The organism is Pseudomonas violetae, assembly GCF_023072615.1.
GTDB classification, from domain to species: Bacteria; Pseudomonadota; Gammaproteobacteria; order Pseudomonadales; family Pseudomonadaceae; genus Aquipseudomonas; species Aquipseudomonas violetae.
This window is the reverse complement of the sequence record NZ_JAKNRW010000047.1, coordinates 1-15,400: the sequence shown is the minus strand read 5'-3', so window position 1 is coordinate 15,400 and position 15,400 is coordinate 1. Positions and strand designations below refer to the sequence as shown.

At 58.7% G+C, this 15,400-nt stretch carries 12 protein-coding genes and 1 pseudogene; all 13 read right to left on the bottom strand.

What is annotated here, in order from left to right; translation table 11 throughout:
- Positions 1-13: 13 nt before the first annotated feature.
- Positions 14-343, bottom strand: a complete 330-nt coding sequence (gene fliE / locus L9059_RS28090; protein WP_045058888.1) for a flagellar hook-basal body complex protein FliE — start codon at positions 341-343, stop codon at positions 14-16.
- Between the two features lie 169 nt (positions 344-512).
- Positions 513-1,886, bottom strand: a complete 1,374-nt coding sequence (locus L9059_RS28085; protein ID WP_247294222.1) for a sigma-54-dependent transcriptional regulator — start codon at positions 1,884-1,886, stop codon at positions 513-515.
- Positions 1,887-2,011: 125 nt separating this feature from the next.
- Positions 2,012-3,178, bottom strand: a pseudogene (locus L9059_RS28080) (sensor histidine kinase); the annotation flags it as partial.
- Positions 3,179-3,410: 232 nt separating this feature from the next.
- Positions 3,411-4,886: a sigma-54 dependent transcriptional regulator gene (locus L9059_RS28075; protein WP_247294221.1), complete on the bottom strand. Its 1,476-nt coding sequence runs from the start codon at positions 4,884-4,886 to the stop codon at positions 3,411-3,413.
- Between the two features lie 172 nt (positions 4,887-5,058).
- Positions 5,059-5,355: a flagellar protein FliT gene (gene fliT / locus L9059_RS28070; protein WP_247294220.1), complete on the bottom strand. Its 297-nt coding sequence runs from the start codon at positions 5,353-5,355 to the stop codon at positions 5,059-5,061.
- Positions 5,356-5,379: 24 nt separating this feature from the next.
- On the bottom strand, positions 5,380-5,769 hold the full coding sequence (gene fliS, locus L9059_RS28065) for a flagellar export chaperone FliS (RefSeq protein ID WP_247294218.1): 390 nt from the start codon (positions 5,767-5,769) through the stop codon (positions 5,380-5,382).
- 143 nt (positions 5,770-5,912) lie between these two features.
- Complete coding sequence (gene fliD / locus L9059_RS28060) at positions 5,913-7,277, bottom strand: flagellar filament capping protein FliD (protein ID WP_247294216.1); 1,365 nt, start codon at positions 7,275-7,277, stop codon at positions 5,913-5,915.
- Positions 7,278-7,358: 81 nt separating this feature from the next.
- On the bottom strand, positions 7,359-7,703 hold the full coding sequence (locus tag L9059_RS28055; RefSeq protein ID WP_247294215.1) for a flagellar protein FlaG: 345 nt from the start codon (positions 7,701-7,703) through the stop codon (positions 7,359-7,361).
- A 73-nt stretch (positions 7,704-7,776) separates the two neighbouring features.
- On the bottom strand, positions 7,777-9,537 hold the full coding sequence (locus tag L9059_RS28050) for a flagellin N-terminal helical domain-containing protein (RefSeq protein ID WP_247294214.1): 1,761 nt from the start codon (positions 9,535-9,537) through the stop codon (positions 7,777-7,779).
- Positions 9,538-9,778: 241 nt separating this feature from the next.
- Positions 9,779-10,705: a ketoacyl-ACP synthase III gene (locus L9059_RS28045; RefSeq protein WP_247294213.1), complete on the bottom strand. Its 927-nt coding sequence runs from the start codon at positions 10,703-10,705 to the stop codon at positions 9,779-9,781.
- 340 nt (positions 10,706-11,045) lie between these two features.
- Positions 11,046-12,635 carry a flagellar hook-associated protein 3 gene (locus L9059_RS28040; protein ID WP_247294211.1) on the bottom strand — a complete coding sequence of 530 codons (1,590 nt, stop codon included), beginning with the start codon at positions 12,633-12,635 and terminating at the stop codon, positions 11,046-11,048.
- A 14-nt stretch (positions 12,636-12,649) separates the two neighbouring features.
- On the bottom strand, positions 12,650-14,674 hold the full coding sequence (flgK, locus tag L9059_RS28035) for a flagellar hook-associated protein FlgK (protein ID WP_247294209.1): 2,025 nt from the start codon (positions 14,672-14,674) through the stop codon (positions 12,650-12,652).
- A 23-nt stretch (positions 14,675-14,697) separates the two neighbouring features.
- A partial coding sequence (gene flgJ, locus L9059_RS28030; RefSeq protein WP_247294208.1) for a flagellar assembly peptidoglycan hydrolase FlgJ occupies positions 14,698-15,400 on the bottom strand: 703 nt, incomplete at its 5' end.

Here is a 15,400-nt window from a genome sequence, read left to right as displayed (position 1 = left end):
CTCAATATCGTCCTTAAACCGGCATCTGCATGATGTCTTGATACGCCTGGACCAGCTTGTTGCGCACCTGGGTGATGGCTTGGAACGAAACACCGGCTTTTTCCTTGGCGATCATCACGTCAGTCAGGTCGACACCGCTTTTACCGATCTCAAACGCGGTGGACAACTGGCTGGAGGCCTGCTGGGTTTCGTTCACTTTATTGACGGCTTGGCCGAGCATATCGGAGAAGCTGCTGCCCGGCAGTTGAGGGACGGCGGCAGTTGCTTTAGGCGCAGACATAGCGTCCATTTGCATGGCCCGCATGTCCAGCATCAACCGATTAAATTCAATACCTTGGCTCATGTTCTACTCCCAATGACTACCCGCAATTTTTTGACGCTCATTCGGCGGGTAAACAGGTGTTAGCAACAAGGGTGCCAGCTATGTGGGCACTGATCACAAAAGCCTCTTGCGCCGCCTTCCCCTGTAGGCGTCACATTCGAATCAAATAGCGAACAGGTAAGGAGCGAAATCAGGTGGCGAACAGATAGGCTTCCACATCCATCCCCGCATCACGCATCTGCGCCAGCTTGTAGCGCAAGGTGCGCGGGCTGATGCCCAGGCGTTCGGCGGCTTCCTTGCGCCTGCCGCGCTCGGTGCGCAGGGTGTCGATGATCATTTGGAACTCGCGCCGGCGCAGGTCATCCCCCAGGGCCCCGGCGGACTCGGACTCGGCCATCGGCACCGGCGCCGCCAATGCCGGCAACGGCGCACAGGCAACCGGCCCGGTCAGACAAAAATCCTGCGGCTGGATCAACCCACCCTGCTGCAAAATCAACGCCCGCTGGATTGCGTTATCCAACTCCCGCACATTACCGGGCCAGGGATAAGCGATCAGGCACGCCTGCGCCTCGGGCGAGAGCTTCGCTGCGGCATGCTTCATTTTATTGACGTGCTTGGCCAACAGACGCTCGGCCAGCGGCAGAATGTCGGCGGTGCGCTCGCGCAACGGGCGCCAGGCCAGCGGGAACACCGACAGTCGATAGTACAGGTCCTCCCTGAAGCGCCCCGCCGCCACTTCCGCAGCCAGGTCGCGGTTAGTGGTTGCGACCACCCGAATATCCAGGGTTATCGGCTTGCGCGCCCCCACCCGCTCGACTTCGCGCTCCTGCAACACCCGCAGCAGCTTGGCCTGCAGCCCCATGGGCATCTCGGATATCTCGTCAAGCAGGATAGTGCCGCCATCCGCCTGCTCGAACTTGCCCGCTTGCGCTGCGATCGCGCCGGTGAACGAGCCTTTTTCATGGCCGAACAGCGTGGCTTCAAGCATGTTGTCGGGGATCGCCGCGCAATTGATCGCAATAAACGGCTGGGTGGCCCGATGGGAGTGCTGATGGATATAACGCGCCAGCACTTCCTTGCCGGTTCCGGATTCACCGGAAATAAGCACCGTGGAATCGCTGCGGGCCACGCGAGCGGCCAACTCCAGCAACTGGGCGCTGGCCGGCTCGAACGCGATCGGCCCCTCGCCCTCGGCCGGGAGGCTGCCCAAGGCGTGCCGCGCCAGCAGATCGAGCAGCGCCTTGGGCTCGAACGGCTTGACCAGATAATCCACAGCGCCCTGGCGCATGGCATCCACCGCACGCTCGACCGCACCATGGGCAGTCATCAGCAACACAGGCAACTGTGGCTGCCGCGCACGCAACAAGCTCAACAATTGATGACCGTCCATGCCCGGCATGTTGACGTCGCTGAGCACCAGGTTGAACGCATCCTTGGTGACGGCCGTCAGGGCCTCTTCTGCCGAGCCGACGGCGACGTAATCGTGCCCCGCGAGCAGCAGGGTATCGGCCAGCGCTTCGCGCAGTGCCCGGTCATCCTCGACCAGCAGAACCTTGATTGGCATTTGGTTTACTTCGCTCCCTGCTTGCGTTGGGCGTTTTCGATTGCGGTGGGGACCAGAGTCTCCGTGGCGCTCTCTCGTTTTTCGCGAGCGAGCTCGCTCCTACAGGGGGGTTGTTCATTGGAAAACAGCGGCAGGATCACCTGCGCGCAAGTACCGCGACCCGGTCGCGAGCGCAGCAGCAATTCCCCCTGATGTGCCCGGGCGACGGCCTTGACCACGGTCAGGCCCAGGCCAGTTCCGGTGGCCTTGGTGGTAAAAAAAGGTTCGCCCAGGCGCGCCAGTACGTGAGGATCAATGCCGCTGCCGCTGTCACTGATCGCCACCCGCAAATGGCTGCCCCGGGCATAGAGATGGACCTTCAATCGCACGTCCGCGGCACTGGCCTGGATGGCATTCTCGATCAGGTTGAGAATCGCGCCCACCAGGGTGTCGCGGTTACACAGCAATTCGCCGGCATGGCTGTCGCATTGCCAGCGAATCGGCAGATCCCGCACATGCGCCTGGGCCGCCGCCTGCAACGACTGCATCAGCATTTTCGGGGTGACTCGATCGGTCAGCGGCAACTCGCCCCGGGCGAAAATCAACATGTCGCGCACCTGGTGCTCCAGCTCGTGCAGTCGCTCTTTCAGGCGACCGGCGAACCGCTGCTGAGTGGCGACTGGCAGCTCCTGCTCGGCCAGGTGACTGGCGTAAAGCAAAGCGGCTGACAAGGGCGTGCGGATCTGATGCGCCAGGGATGCGACCATCCGCCCCAGGGACGACAGGCGCTCATGCCGCGCCAACTGGTCCTGCAGATGACGGGTTTCGGTCAAGTCGTTGAGCAGCACCAACTGGCCCGGCTCGGCATCCAGCGAGCGGGTCGAGATCGACAGACGCCGACCGTCCTTCAGCGAAATCTCATGCCCGTCGTCTTCACGCGGCGCAAAGCAGCGTGCAATCACTTGGCGCCACAACTCCCCTTCAAGGGGCAGGCCGAGCAATTCACAGGCGGCAGGATTGGCTTCGCGCACGATGCCTTGGGCATCGATGACGATGACGCCACCAGGCAATAAATCAAGAAGGTTTTGCAGGCGGTTAGCCAGGCGCTCTTTTTCCGCCAGCTCCTGCATACGTTGAGCACTGACCACTTCCAGCTCGCCCTTGAGCTCGGTGACCCGGGCCTCTAGCATGCTGTAGGAGTCAGTTAGCTGGCTCGACATCTGGCTGAACAGCGCAAATGACTGCTCAAGGCCCAGCCGGTTGGCCTGCTCTACGGACGACAGTGGCCCCGAGGCGTCAGGGACAGGAGACATCTGGGCGGCTTGGGGCATCGGGCACTCTCGCTTGGCTGACCGTCAGTTAAACGGAACGTTGCGAGGGATGTAGCAATACCCGTGCCTAAAAAAAACCGCCTACTGTAGGAGCGAGCTTGCTCGCGAAAATCGTTAACGATAACGCCTACTTACTGATTAAACGCGCCTTTGAATCCATCGTCGGAACGCCGCCCGGAGCAAGCTCGCTCCTACAGGAGGGGCAGAACAGGCGTCAATCATCTGCCTGTTCTTCACCGTCACGACGGCTCATGCCGTACTTGCGCATCTTCTCTACAAGTGTGGTGCGACGAATACGCAGACGCTCAGCAGCCCGGGCCACGATGCCATTGGCATCGTCCAGCGCCTGTTGGATCAGCCCTTGCTCCAGGCCTCCGAGGTAGTCCTTGAGGTCCAGGCCTTCCGGCGGCAGCAAGGCGTTGGCAGAGAAGTCCGGGGTATGCCCGTTGATGGCCACCCGCTCTTCCAGATCGCTGCGCAGGCTGTCGACCAGTTGCTCGTCTTCGTCGTCGACATAACGGAATTTCTTCGGCAACTCGACCACGCCAATCACCCCGTACGGATGCATGATCGCCATGCGCTCCACCAGGTTGGCCAGTTCGCGTACGTTGCCCGGCCAGCCGTGACGACACAGCGACATGATCGCCGCCGAGTTGAAACGGATCGAGCCGCGCTTCTCGTGTTCCATGCGCGAGATCAGTTCGTTCATCAGCAGCGGAATGTCTTCGACGCGCTCACGCAGCGGCGCCATCTCGATCGGGAACACGTTCAGGCGATAGTAGAGGTCTTCGCGGAAGGTGCCGATCTCGATCATGCTTTCGAGATTCTTGTGGGTCGCGGCAATAATGCGCACATCGACGCTTTGGGTCTTGTTGCTGCCCACGCGCTCGAAAGTTCGCTCCTGCAACACGCGCAGCAGCTTGACCTGCATCGGCAGCGGCATGTCACCGATTTCGTCGAGGAACAGCGTGCCGCCATTGGCCAGTTCAAAGCGCCCGGCACGACTGGTGATCGCCCCGGTGAACGCGCCTTTCTCGTGGCCGAACAATTCGCTTTCCAGCAACTCGGCCGGGATCGCCCCGCAGTTGACCGGCACGAACGGCGCGTCGCGACGCTTGGAGTGATAGTGCAGGTTGCGCGCCACCACCTCCTTACCGGTGCCCGACTCGCCGAGGATCAATACGCTGGCGTCGGTGTCGGCCACCTGCTGCATCATCTGGCGCACGTGCTGGATCGCCCGGCTGGTGCCGACGAGGCTGCGGAACAGATTGGGTTCGCGATGCCGACCGCGCTCGCGGGCCTGGTCGTACATCTCGCGATAGACCTGGGCACGGTGCAGCGAATCGAGCAATTTGCTGTAGCTGGGCGGCATTTCCAGGGTCGAAAGCACGCGTCGACGCTGGTCTTCAGGCAAGTCGCTGGAAGAATTATCACCCATTAACAAAACCGGAAGGAACTCATCCCAGGTCGAGAGTGTCTTAAGCAGGCCCAACAGTGCGCCAGGAGCATTGACCGTCCCGATAAGGACGCAGATCACTTCACGACTAGTCGACAGAGAGCCCACAGCCTGCTGCCAGTCATGGCTTCCGCAGGGCAAATTTTCTTCACCGAGAAAATTCAGAATCACCGCCAAGTCGCGGCGGCGGACACTATCGTCATCAATCAGCAGGATTTTGGTTTCACGCCACATGCAATAGCAACTTCCCTAGTCGACCCGGTGCCCGAAATGAGTGGGCAAGCTAGACGCTTGCAGACCTGTTAGGCCTATAGACGCCTGAAATCTGTAACCAGCCACTAGTTAAGTCAAAAAACCGTGCACAGTCAAATATATGGCGCAGATGTCAGGATTAACCGGGGATTAATTAGCCAAACAGATGGTAAACCTTTGCCGCACTCTTCGCTTGGGTGATCTGCGACATCTCGTCAACTATAGACTGCCGCTCGCCCATCGTCGCCGTCAATAAATCCTTGTACACCGCCAGCAGGCTCTCCAGATTGGTGCGCAGCGCTTCCTCGTCGATCGGTGCTTCGCTCAGCACTTCGTCGACGCATTCCCGGCACGCCGTATCCAGCTCGCCAATCGCACCCCAATCACGCTCGGCCAGCGCATCGATGAGCGCTTCGCGGGTTTTTTCAATCCGTTGCAATGCTTGACTCATGGCGTTGTTCCTCGGCTGGTAGGCCTATTGGTGTGCGATGGCATCCCATCCGCTTTTTACCGTAACCAACAACTGCATGACTTCATCGATGATCTGCGTGTCATTGCTGACATTGGCCTGAACCAAGCGCGCGTTCATGTACTCGTACAAGCTATCGAGTTGCTCGATCGAAGCCGGGTCTTCAGCCTTCTCCGCATCCAGGCCCTGACGCAGGCCAGTGATGATGTCGATGGCCTTGGTGATCAGGACGCACTTCTGCGCGATATCACCGCGAGCCAATGCGCCCTTGGCTTGAGCCAGTCGATCCAGGCTGCCTTCCAGCAGCATTTGGATCAACCGATGCGGGCTGGCCTCGGAGATCTGAGCGTGGGAATTGACCTTCTGGTATTGGCGAAGGGCTCTCATAGGGTTCATGTTGCTACCTCGTTACCGGCCACAGGCGAAAAATGTGTTCTATCCAATTTGTCGACTGTGTCGCATAAAACTTTAATCCAGAGCCGAAAAATCCGGACCGCTCACACGCTTTTTTTGCCGGGCGCGCCAAGGCCCGCTCCACATCAATTCGACTTCGGATTGTTCAGCGAATTAAGCGTGGTCATGATGCTGGAACTGCTGGCGTTGATTTTGGCAATCAGGCTGTCCATCGCCGTGTACTTGGCGGTCAGGGACGTCTGCAAACTATCCATGCGGCGATCAAGGTCCGACTGCTGAGTCGTCAGGTCCGTCAATTTGGTATTAAGGTCGGTCACCCGCGAGGCAAGCAGACCTGTTGCGCCCACATAGGTATCGGTCGCTTTGTTCATGCGGGTGATCAGACCGTTGTCGCCGGTGAACAGCTTGGCGATATCAGCCGATCCCTTGACCACGGCCTTGTCCCAGGACTTGTCATCCAGCGACAGCAAGCCGGTTTTCTGGTCCGTCGTAATGCCCATCTGCGAAAGACCGCTCATGGCACTTGAGCCGGAGCTGTTTACCAGCTCACTGCGCAGGCTCGCGACCAATTGACGCATCGACGCGTCACCAGTCAGCGCACCCGCTGTGGTCGTCGCGGAATCTCCGGTAGCCGTGACCTTGGTCTGTGTATTGATGCTGGTCATCAGTGCGTTGTAGGCCGAGACGAACGACTGCACCGAGGTCTTCAGGGTGGCAGCATTGCTGTCCACGCTGATCGTGATCGGCTTGTCCTTGTCACTGGCGACCAGTTCCAGGCTTACACCACTAATGGCAGAGGTCACCTTGTTAGAGGTGGACTCCATGGCTACGCCGTCGATGGTGTACTTGGCGTTCTTGGCTGCCACACCTGCGTCATAACCTTGAGCCAGATCCGAATCACCACTCAGGGTAATGTCGGTACCAACGCCACTGGTCGTGGAACCGATCACCAGGCGCGCACCGTTTGCATCGCTCAAGACGTTCGCACTGATGCCCTGAGCCGAGAGCTGAGTGTTGATCGACTCGCGCACCTGGCTAAGGCTCGCACCACCTGGAATCGACACATCATAACTTTTTCCGGACTGGGTGATGGTCAAGGTCTGAGCCTCACTCCCCGGGTTGGCAGCGCCCGTCGCGCCGCCAGCAAAAACTTTGCTGGTAATCTTCGACGAGGTCGCGAGGTCCTGCACCACAACCACATACTTGCCGCTGGAAGCACCGTCGCCTAGGGTGACCTTGACGTTTTTCTCTTCTGATGTAGATGCAGCGAGCCCATTGAAGGCGGAGAGATTGTTCAGTTTCGCGAGTGCCGTGCGGTAGGTGTCCAGAGCGCCCTTCACCGTGCCCACAGCCGACAATTGAATCGTGGTGTCTTTCTGCTGATTGGTGATTTGCGTCTGCTTGGGTGCTTTTTCAGCACCGACCAAGGCTTTCACAATACCCTGAGTATCGTAGCCCGACCCCACGCCGGTAATCGTTGAACTCGCCATCTGTAATCTCCTTGTCCTGTGGCTGCCGCTTTATTGGCGCACATCGCCTTGGCTGCAGTCAGAAACACATTTCATGCCAGCTCAGGCCTTCGTATCAAACAGCAGGCTGCTGGCATCACTCAAATTCTGCGCAAGCTTCAAAGCAGTTTCCGAGGGAATCTGCCGAATAACTTCGCCACTATCCGTAGCAACCACCTTGACCACTACCATACCGGTAGAGTCATCAATGGAAAAATCCAGGTTTCGCTGAGTCGATTGCACGAACTCGCGAATATCGGTGACGGCCTTTTCCAGTGCCACCCGCGTTGTAGCTTCACTGGCGGCAGGCTCTTGCTCAGCCACCGGCGGAGCCAGAGTGACAGAGGCGTTGGCGGCTTGTGTCGCGCCAGCCGGGTAATTCGCGTTCAGCTTAATGCTCATATCCATGACATCACCTCAAAACTGAAAAAAACGAAAGGGCACGTAAACGCGCCCTTCCGTTAGTTAACCGCTACCGATATTACTGAAGCAGCTTCAGTACAGCGGATGGCAGCTGGTTAGCCTGGGACAGGATCGCGGTGGAAGCCTGTTGCAGGGTTTGTTGCTTGGTCAGCTCGGCGGCTTCGGAAGCGAAGTCGGCGTCCTGTACGCGGCTACGGGCTGCGGTGGAGTTTTCCGAGATGCTTTGCAGGTTGGCAACGGTGCTGGTGAAACGGTTTTGAACAGCACCCAGCTGCGAACGTTGGGTGTCGATCTGCTGAATCGCGCCGTCCAGAGCCTGGATGGTTTGCTGAGCGCTGGCAGAAGTCAGAACGCTCAGGTTAGCAACGGTAGTGTCCATTTTTACAGCTACTGTTGTTGCGGCCGCGGCGGTGGTTAGACCCAGAGTGGCCAGGCCAGTGCCGGTGCTGCCGTCAGCAACGGTGATGTCCTTGGTGGAGAACAAGCTCAGGGAGTTGTCAGTCTTGTTGACGCTGGCAGTTACGCCGGTGCTGGCGCTGTTGATGGACGACACGATGTCGGCCATGGTCGAGCCTGCGGTGAACTTCACTTCGGTACCGTTCAGGCTCACCGAAGTAGCTGCGGTCAGCTTTGCTTCAGTGCTGCCAGCGGTCAGGCCGAGTTTGGCCAGTGCACCTGCACCACCGTTGGCGGCTACGCCAGTACCGTTGCCCAGCTTGATTGCTTTGCCGTCAGCGGAAGTCAGCTCGAGGCGGCCTTCAGCGGAAAGTGTTGCTGCAACGCCGGTTGCAGTTGCACCAGTGTTAGCGGTGTTGATCTTGGCGGCGATGGCAGCCATGTCATCGTTGACAGCGAAAGCAACGTTTGTGCCGTTGATGTTGATTTCAGCGGCAGCAGCCAGCTTACCTGCTACTGCAGGAACAGCAGGAACAACTGCACCACCGCCAGTAGTTGCGGCCAGCGCTGTACCCAGAGTACCAGCACCGGTAACCGTGTTGGCCGGGCCGCCTGCTGCGCCAGTCAGAACCAGGTCAGTACCGCTTGCGCTCGCAATGGTCGAACCGGTTGCGGTGTTGATTTTCGAAACCACGGCGGCAAGGTTGTCACCGCTCAGCAGGTTGACCGCGGTACCGTTGACAGTAACGGTTTCGTTGGCGCCCAGAGCGGCAGTCATGTCGCCAGTGTTGGTGTAAGCAGTGGTGGTCGCAGGAACAGCTGCAGTGCCGCCTGGCAGAGTAACCGGGTTACCCGTTACCGAAGCAGACAGGGAAGTCAGCGAACCAGCAACAGTAGCTTCGCTGTAAGTACCCTTCAAGCCAGTAGCGCTGATGTCGCTCATGCCGAACGCGATGGTCTGGTTGGCGTCGGAACCGATCTGGAAGCCAACGTTCTGGAAAGAACCGTCGAGCAGGTTACGACCACCGAAAGTGGTGGTAGCAGCGATACGGGTCAGCTCGCCGACTTTAGCGGTGAATTCCTGTTGCAGGGAATCACGGTCAGCGGCGCTTTTATCACCGTTCGCGGAGTTCAGGGCCAGCTCACGCAGACGCTGCAGAATGTTGGTCGATTCCTGCATCGCGCCTTCAGCGGTCTGGGCAATGGAAGTACCGTTGTTGGCGTTGTTGATCGCAACGGTCATGCCTTTAACCTGGGAGGTCAGACGGTTGGCGATTTGCATGCCGGCAGCATCGTCTTTAGCGCTGTTGATTTTCAGGCCGGAAGACAGACGGGTCATCGAGGTGCCCAGGGCATCGCCGGCTTTGTTCAGGTTCCGCTGAACGGTCAACGATGTAATGTTGGTGTTTACTGATAAAGCCATGACGAATTCCTCGTTGGTTGGATACTGCGGCTTCCGGCCCTGGCAACCGCCGGGTGTGGCCTAGAGAACCTTCGTAATAGTTATCGTCGTGAAAGCAGGTTGCTTGAGCGTTTTTTTGATTTTATTTACTAGCACCGTGCCACTCATTGAATTTCAAGGGCTTAGATCAGAGCCCCGGAATGCAAAAACGCCCATGACCTCGCGGTCATGGGCGTTTTTTTGGCGTTATTTAACTGGCGCGTCAGGGACGGTGAATAATCGCCGACCCCCAGGACAGGCCTACGCCGAAACCACTGATCGCCACGCGCTTCCAGCTGGAGTCGAACATGTGCTTTTCCAGCAGCAGCGGAATGCTCGACGACACGGTGTTGCCGGTCTCGACCATGTCCTTGATGAACTTCTCCGGCTCGCCTTCGAAACGCCGCGCCACGGCATCGACGATAGCGGCACTGCCCTGGTGGATGCAGAACGCATCAATGTCCTGCGACACCAGGCCCGACTCGTCGAGCAGTTCGTGCAGGTGCGCCGGCACCTTGAGCAGGGCAAAGTTGAACACCTGCCGGCCGTTCATATAGAACACGCCGTCGGTAACTTTCAGGTGCGGCGCACCGGAGCCGTCGGTACCGAACTTGGCCTTGCCGAGTTGCCAGGCCGCATCTTCACCCATCCAGGTGGCGGTGGCGGCGTCGCCGAACAGCATGGTGGTGTTGCGGTCTTCCGGGTCGACGATCTTCGAATAAGGGTCGGCGGTGATCAGCAGGCCGTTCTTCAGGCCGGTGGCTTCCATGAAGCCCTTGATGGCGTAGATGCCATAGACATAACCCGAGCACCCAAGGGAGATGTCGAAGGCTGCGACGCTAGTGGACAGGCCGAGCTTGTCCTGGACGATCGCGGAAGTGTGCGGCAGCCCTTCTTCGTCACCGTTCTGGGTGACGACGATCAATACGTCGATGGCTTGACGATCGAGCTGCGGGTTGTTGGCGAACAAGGCGTTGGCGGCCTCGACACACAGGTCGGAGGTTTCCTGGGCAGCGTCCTTGCGCGGCAGGAACGCCGAGCCGATTTTTCCAAGAATGAATTCTTCATCCTTTTCGAACTTCGCGCCCTGAGCATAGTTATCCAGCCCACTCGCTGGCACGTAGCTGGCAATGCTTTTTATGCCAATCATTGTGGCTTCCCAATACTAAATAGCTGGAGATCACCGCTCGCAAGACCGAGAGGTACTGACAATACTGGACTTCGCCGAGTGAAAAAATACGGCGCAGGCGCTCCGCCAATCCGGAAAACGCGCCCGACAAGGGTCAGCCCCCTGCCCATCCTTTTTTACACAATACAGTGAAGATGCGCTTTATGACTCGCAGGTCACGCATTATGCGTGGCTTATACCAAACATCCAGTCACAAACAGGCGATCAACCGCCGACTGGAGGGTAAAAAAATCAAGCGAAGGGCGAGAAATGCGTCTACCAGACATCGCCGGCACCTTGGGTGCCGGCGATCAAGGAGGGGTTACAGCTTGTTGAACAGGCTCAACTGGGCGATTTTCACGAAAGCCAATTGCGAGGCTTGCAGCAAGGATTGCTGGAAAGCCAGGTCAATCGAAGCGGTCGCTACGTCAGTGTTGCCAATGGCGGCCTGGGTGCTGGCATTGGACAGGCCAATACTGATGTTTTCAGTGGTGGCGATTTCCACTGAATTCAGACGTGCGCCGATCGCGCCCTGCACACTCAGGATCTGCTCGCTGGAGTTGGACAGGTTACCAATGGCTGAATTCAGCGCATCCTTGAGCTTGATCTGCGCCATGACATCACCGTCCGATGGAGTGTCCAGAGCCTTGCGCAACTGACTCAGCGTATCGAGCGCACTCTGGGTCTTGTGACCGCTGGCACCCACCACGAACTGGTCATCTGCTTCTGGGTTGCCGGTGAAATCAAGCTTCACACCCGCAACCGTGATCGAGCCGGCCGTAAGCACGCCCCCACCTATCGACTTGCTGTCCGCCGTCATCGGCTGGGCATAGAGCTTGTAGTTGGTGGCATCGGTGAACTTGACCACTACGCCGCTGCTAGGAAAGCCATTGGTGTAGGCAGCCTGATCGGCAACGCCCGAACCGGTAACCTGCGCCGTCGAAGTGTTGCTTGGCGTGCGGGAAGCATTAAAGCTGTCAGGCTTGCTGCCCAGGCTGAAGACGTGATCCTTCACCTCGGCATCCGGAGTCATCGGCAACGTTGTTGCCGGATCGATCGGAGCCTTGAGACGCAAGGTGATGTCGAATTGCACCCCTCGCAAGTTAATGGCCGCACTGCCTTCCTTCTTCGAATCGAAAACACCATTACCGGAAACCTCGGAGGTAATGTCATTACCGTCCTTGTCAGCAATGGTGTAGTGCGTACTGTCGATGAACTTCAGTTCATAAGGTTCGCCAGCAGCGAAATTCTTGGTGTAGGCGGCGTTCGAGGTCAACAGTCCGGCGGACACCGAGACGGTGCCATCGTTAGGCTTCGACGGGTCCAGGACAGCTTGGGTACGCCCTGAGTTGATCGCCGACTCAAGGATGCTTTTACCGGTGTCACCGGTCGTGATCGATAGCGTATCCGAGACCTGCAGGCTCAACTGGGTGTCGTCGCCCTGGTAGGAATAGGTACCGTCGTTATTGCGTACATAGGGCGGCGTGTTGGTCTTGGACCCGGCAAACATGTAATTGCCGGATGGATCCTTGCTGTTGAGCAAGCTCAAGACGTTAGCCTCAATCTCGCCCAGTTCGGCGCCAATGGACTTGCGATCGGCATCGCTCTTGCCACCGTCACCCGCGCTCAAGGTCAACTCACGTGCTCGCTGCATGGCTGTGTTGATGCTGTCCAGCACGCTCTCTTCGTTGGTCAGAGAGTTCTTGATACTGCTCATATTCGCGCTGTACTGACCGAGCATGTCTTTCTGCTGTTGCAACATCAACAACTGCGCAGCCCCAACAGGATCATCACCCGCACTCTGAATACGCACACCCGAAGTGATCTGCTCCTGAGTCTTCACAATCGAGGAGAAGTTATTCTGGTACTTGGCTGCACTCGTCTCAAAGTACTGAGCTGTAGAAATTCGCATCGTCGAAGACTCCCTTAAAGACTGTTGATCAGCGTGCTGAACGTTTCTTGCGCGGCCTTGATAATCTGCGACGACGCGGTGTAGTACTGCTGGAACTTGACCAGGTCAGCCGCCTCGTCGTCCAGGTTGACCTGGGACACGGAGGCGACTTCGGACTTGGCCCGGGCCAGGATTGCTCCACTGGCGGTGCTGTCGCCCAGGGCCTGACTGGCCTTGGCGCCGACCTGTTCCACCAGGCGGCTGTAGGCGGTGGTCATGCTCATACCGGCGTTGCCGCCGCTGATGCCGACCGTGGCCTTGGTTTGCAGGCCCAACAATTCGTTGGCGTTGCGATTGTCTTTCTTGCCGTCGACGTTGAAGGCGACTTCGTACTTGTCGTTCTTCGACGGCGAGCCGCTGACCGTGGTGTTGAAGGAAAACGATTTGCCAGGGATCGCCGCGCCCGTCGCGTCGAGCATCGGCACGTTGATCGTCAGGTCGTTGCCCTGCCCCGGCACGATGGTGCCGGTGCCAATGCTCTGGCCTTTGGCGTTGAACACTTCATAGCCCTGGCTGCCGCCGACAGCGTCCTTGAAGGTCAGGGTCACCGGCATGGAATTCTTGATCCCGGCCTGCAGGTCGGCCAGGTCGGCGCCGGCGTAGATATCCATCGGCACGGTCAGCGCGGGCGCGGTCAAGGCACCAGTGCCGCCGTTGCCGGTATTGCTGGTCGCTACCAGGGCGCCGGCAAAGGCGAGCTTGTTCGAATCGGTCATCTGCGTGGTGATAGTGCTGGCACCGGTGCGGGTCGGGATCACCTTGAAGGTATCGCCCGCACTCAGGCCAGCGCCGTTGAGATTGAGCTTGAAACCATCGATCTCGGCCGCCGGGTTCAGATCGAAACTGCCCATGCTCTTGCCGTCGGAGCGTTTGACCGTGTATTTGTCCGCAGCGGTGAACGTCACTTCGTAATCGAAGGCGGTCAACGCACTCGAGTTGGTGATGGTGACGTCGAGATTGCCCGAACCTGCGCTGTTGCTCGAGGCCGCCAGGCTACGCTGGCTGATCGCCGTAGCGCTGTTAATACTGGAGAACAGCGAAGCGCCGAACTCGCCATTGGCGTCGAGGCCTTGGCCCAACTGGCGGTTGATCTTGTCGGCCACCACAATGGCGGTGCGCCCCAAGTCGTTCATCGCCGGCACCAGCACGTCTTCGCGGTAGCGCAGCAATCCGCCAATCTTGCCACCGCTGATGACCGAGGTCACATCGCTCACCGAAGACGGCGAGTTGACCTGGATATTCAGCTGATTCTTGTCGATACCGGTGCGGGCGGTCGTCAGGGTGTTGGAGGTGTTGCCCAGCACCAGCGACTGGCCTGTGCCAAGGGATACGTTGTAGCTGCCGTTCTGTTCCTGGACGGTCACGCCGACCAGTTCATTGAGCGTGCGCACTGCTTCGTTACGCGCATCGAGCAAGTTGTTCGGGCCGCTGCCAGTCGAGTTGCCGGCCTGGGAAATCTGTTGGTTGAGCGAGGCAATGGAGGACGTCAGCTGGTTGACCTTTTCGGTCATGGTGGTCAGCTGGCTGTTGATGCCTTCGTTCTGCTGCTGCATCTGTGACGACAGCGCGTTGAAACGATTGCTCAGGGTTTGCGCATTGGTCAGCAGCAACTGCCGCGAAGCCGTATCGCTCGGCGTGGCGGCCGAGGTTTGCACCGAGGCGAAGAAGCTGCTCAACACCGCGCTGATCCCGGTGGTCTTGTCCGAGAACAGCTTGTCGAGCGGGTTCACCTGCTCAAGGTAAGAGTTGGCATCGCTACTCAGCGAAGTGCTGGTTTGCAGCTGCTGATCGAGATAGGCGTTATACACCCGACGCACATCCGCCAGGGTCGTGCCGCTGCCGATGAACACCCCGCCATTGAGGTTCGAGGCATTGCTGGTCTGAATGGTCTGCTGGCGTGAATAGCCGGCGGTGTTGGCGTTGGCAATGTTATTGCCGACAGTCGCCAACGACACCTGACTGGCGTTGAGACCCGACATCCCGATATTGAGCAAACTCATGGTTCAGACCTTATACCTTGTGCCTATAAAGGCGTAGTGGAAACGCCCGCCGCAGCGTAGTTCTGATAACTCGTCATCTGCCTGGCTATTTGCGAAATCTTGCTTGCGTAGTTCGGGTCGGTTGCGTAGCCGGCCTTCTGCAACTCGCGTACAAATTGTTCGGGGTTATCGGCAGACTTCACGACATCTTGATAGCGATTATTGGATTGCAGCAGCGTCACGAGGTCGTGGAAGCTGTCCTTGTAAGAGTCGTAGGATCGGAACTGCGCCGTCTCCTTGACCATCTCGCCGTTTCTGAATTCGCTGGTGATCGCCCGGGCCGAATCTCCCTTCCAGTTGCTGCTGGCCTTGATACCGAACAGGTTGTGGCTGCTGCTGCCATCCTGGGCGCGCATGACCGATTTGCCCCAGCCGGTTTCGAGGGCGGCCTGGGCCACCAGGTAACGCGGATCGACGCCGATGCGGTCGGCGGCTTCCTTGGCCATGGGCAGCATGGCGTTGACGAATTCGTCGGCGGAGCTGAAAGCTTTCTTTGGCGGTGCCAGCGGGATCTGCGCCATGGCCCGGCCATAGACCTGCAGGCGACCGCTGGCCGGCGCCTCGGTTTGCGCGGTCAGCCAGTCGCCGTTGTACAGGGAGCCGGAACCGGTCGGGCTGATCTGGGGCACTTCGATTTTGTTGATCGCAGACGTAGCAGTCGCGGCCGGGGTCGCGGCCGATGGCACC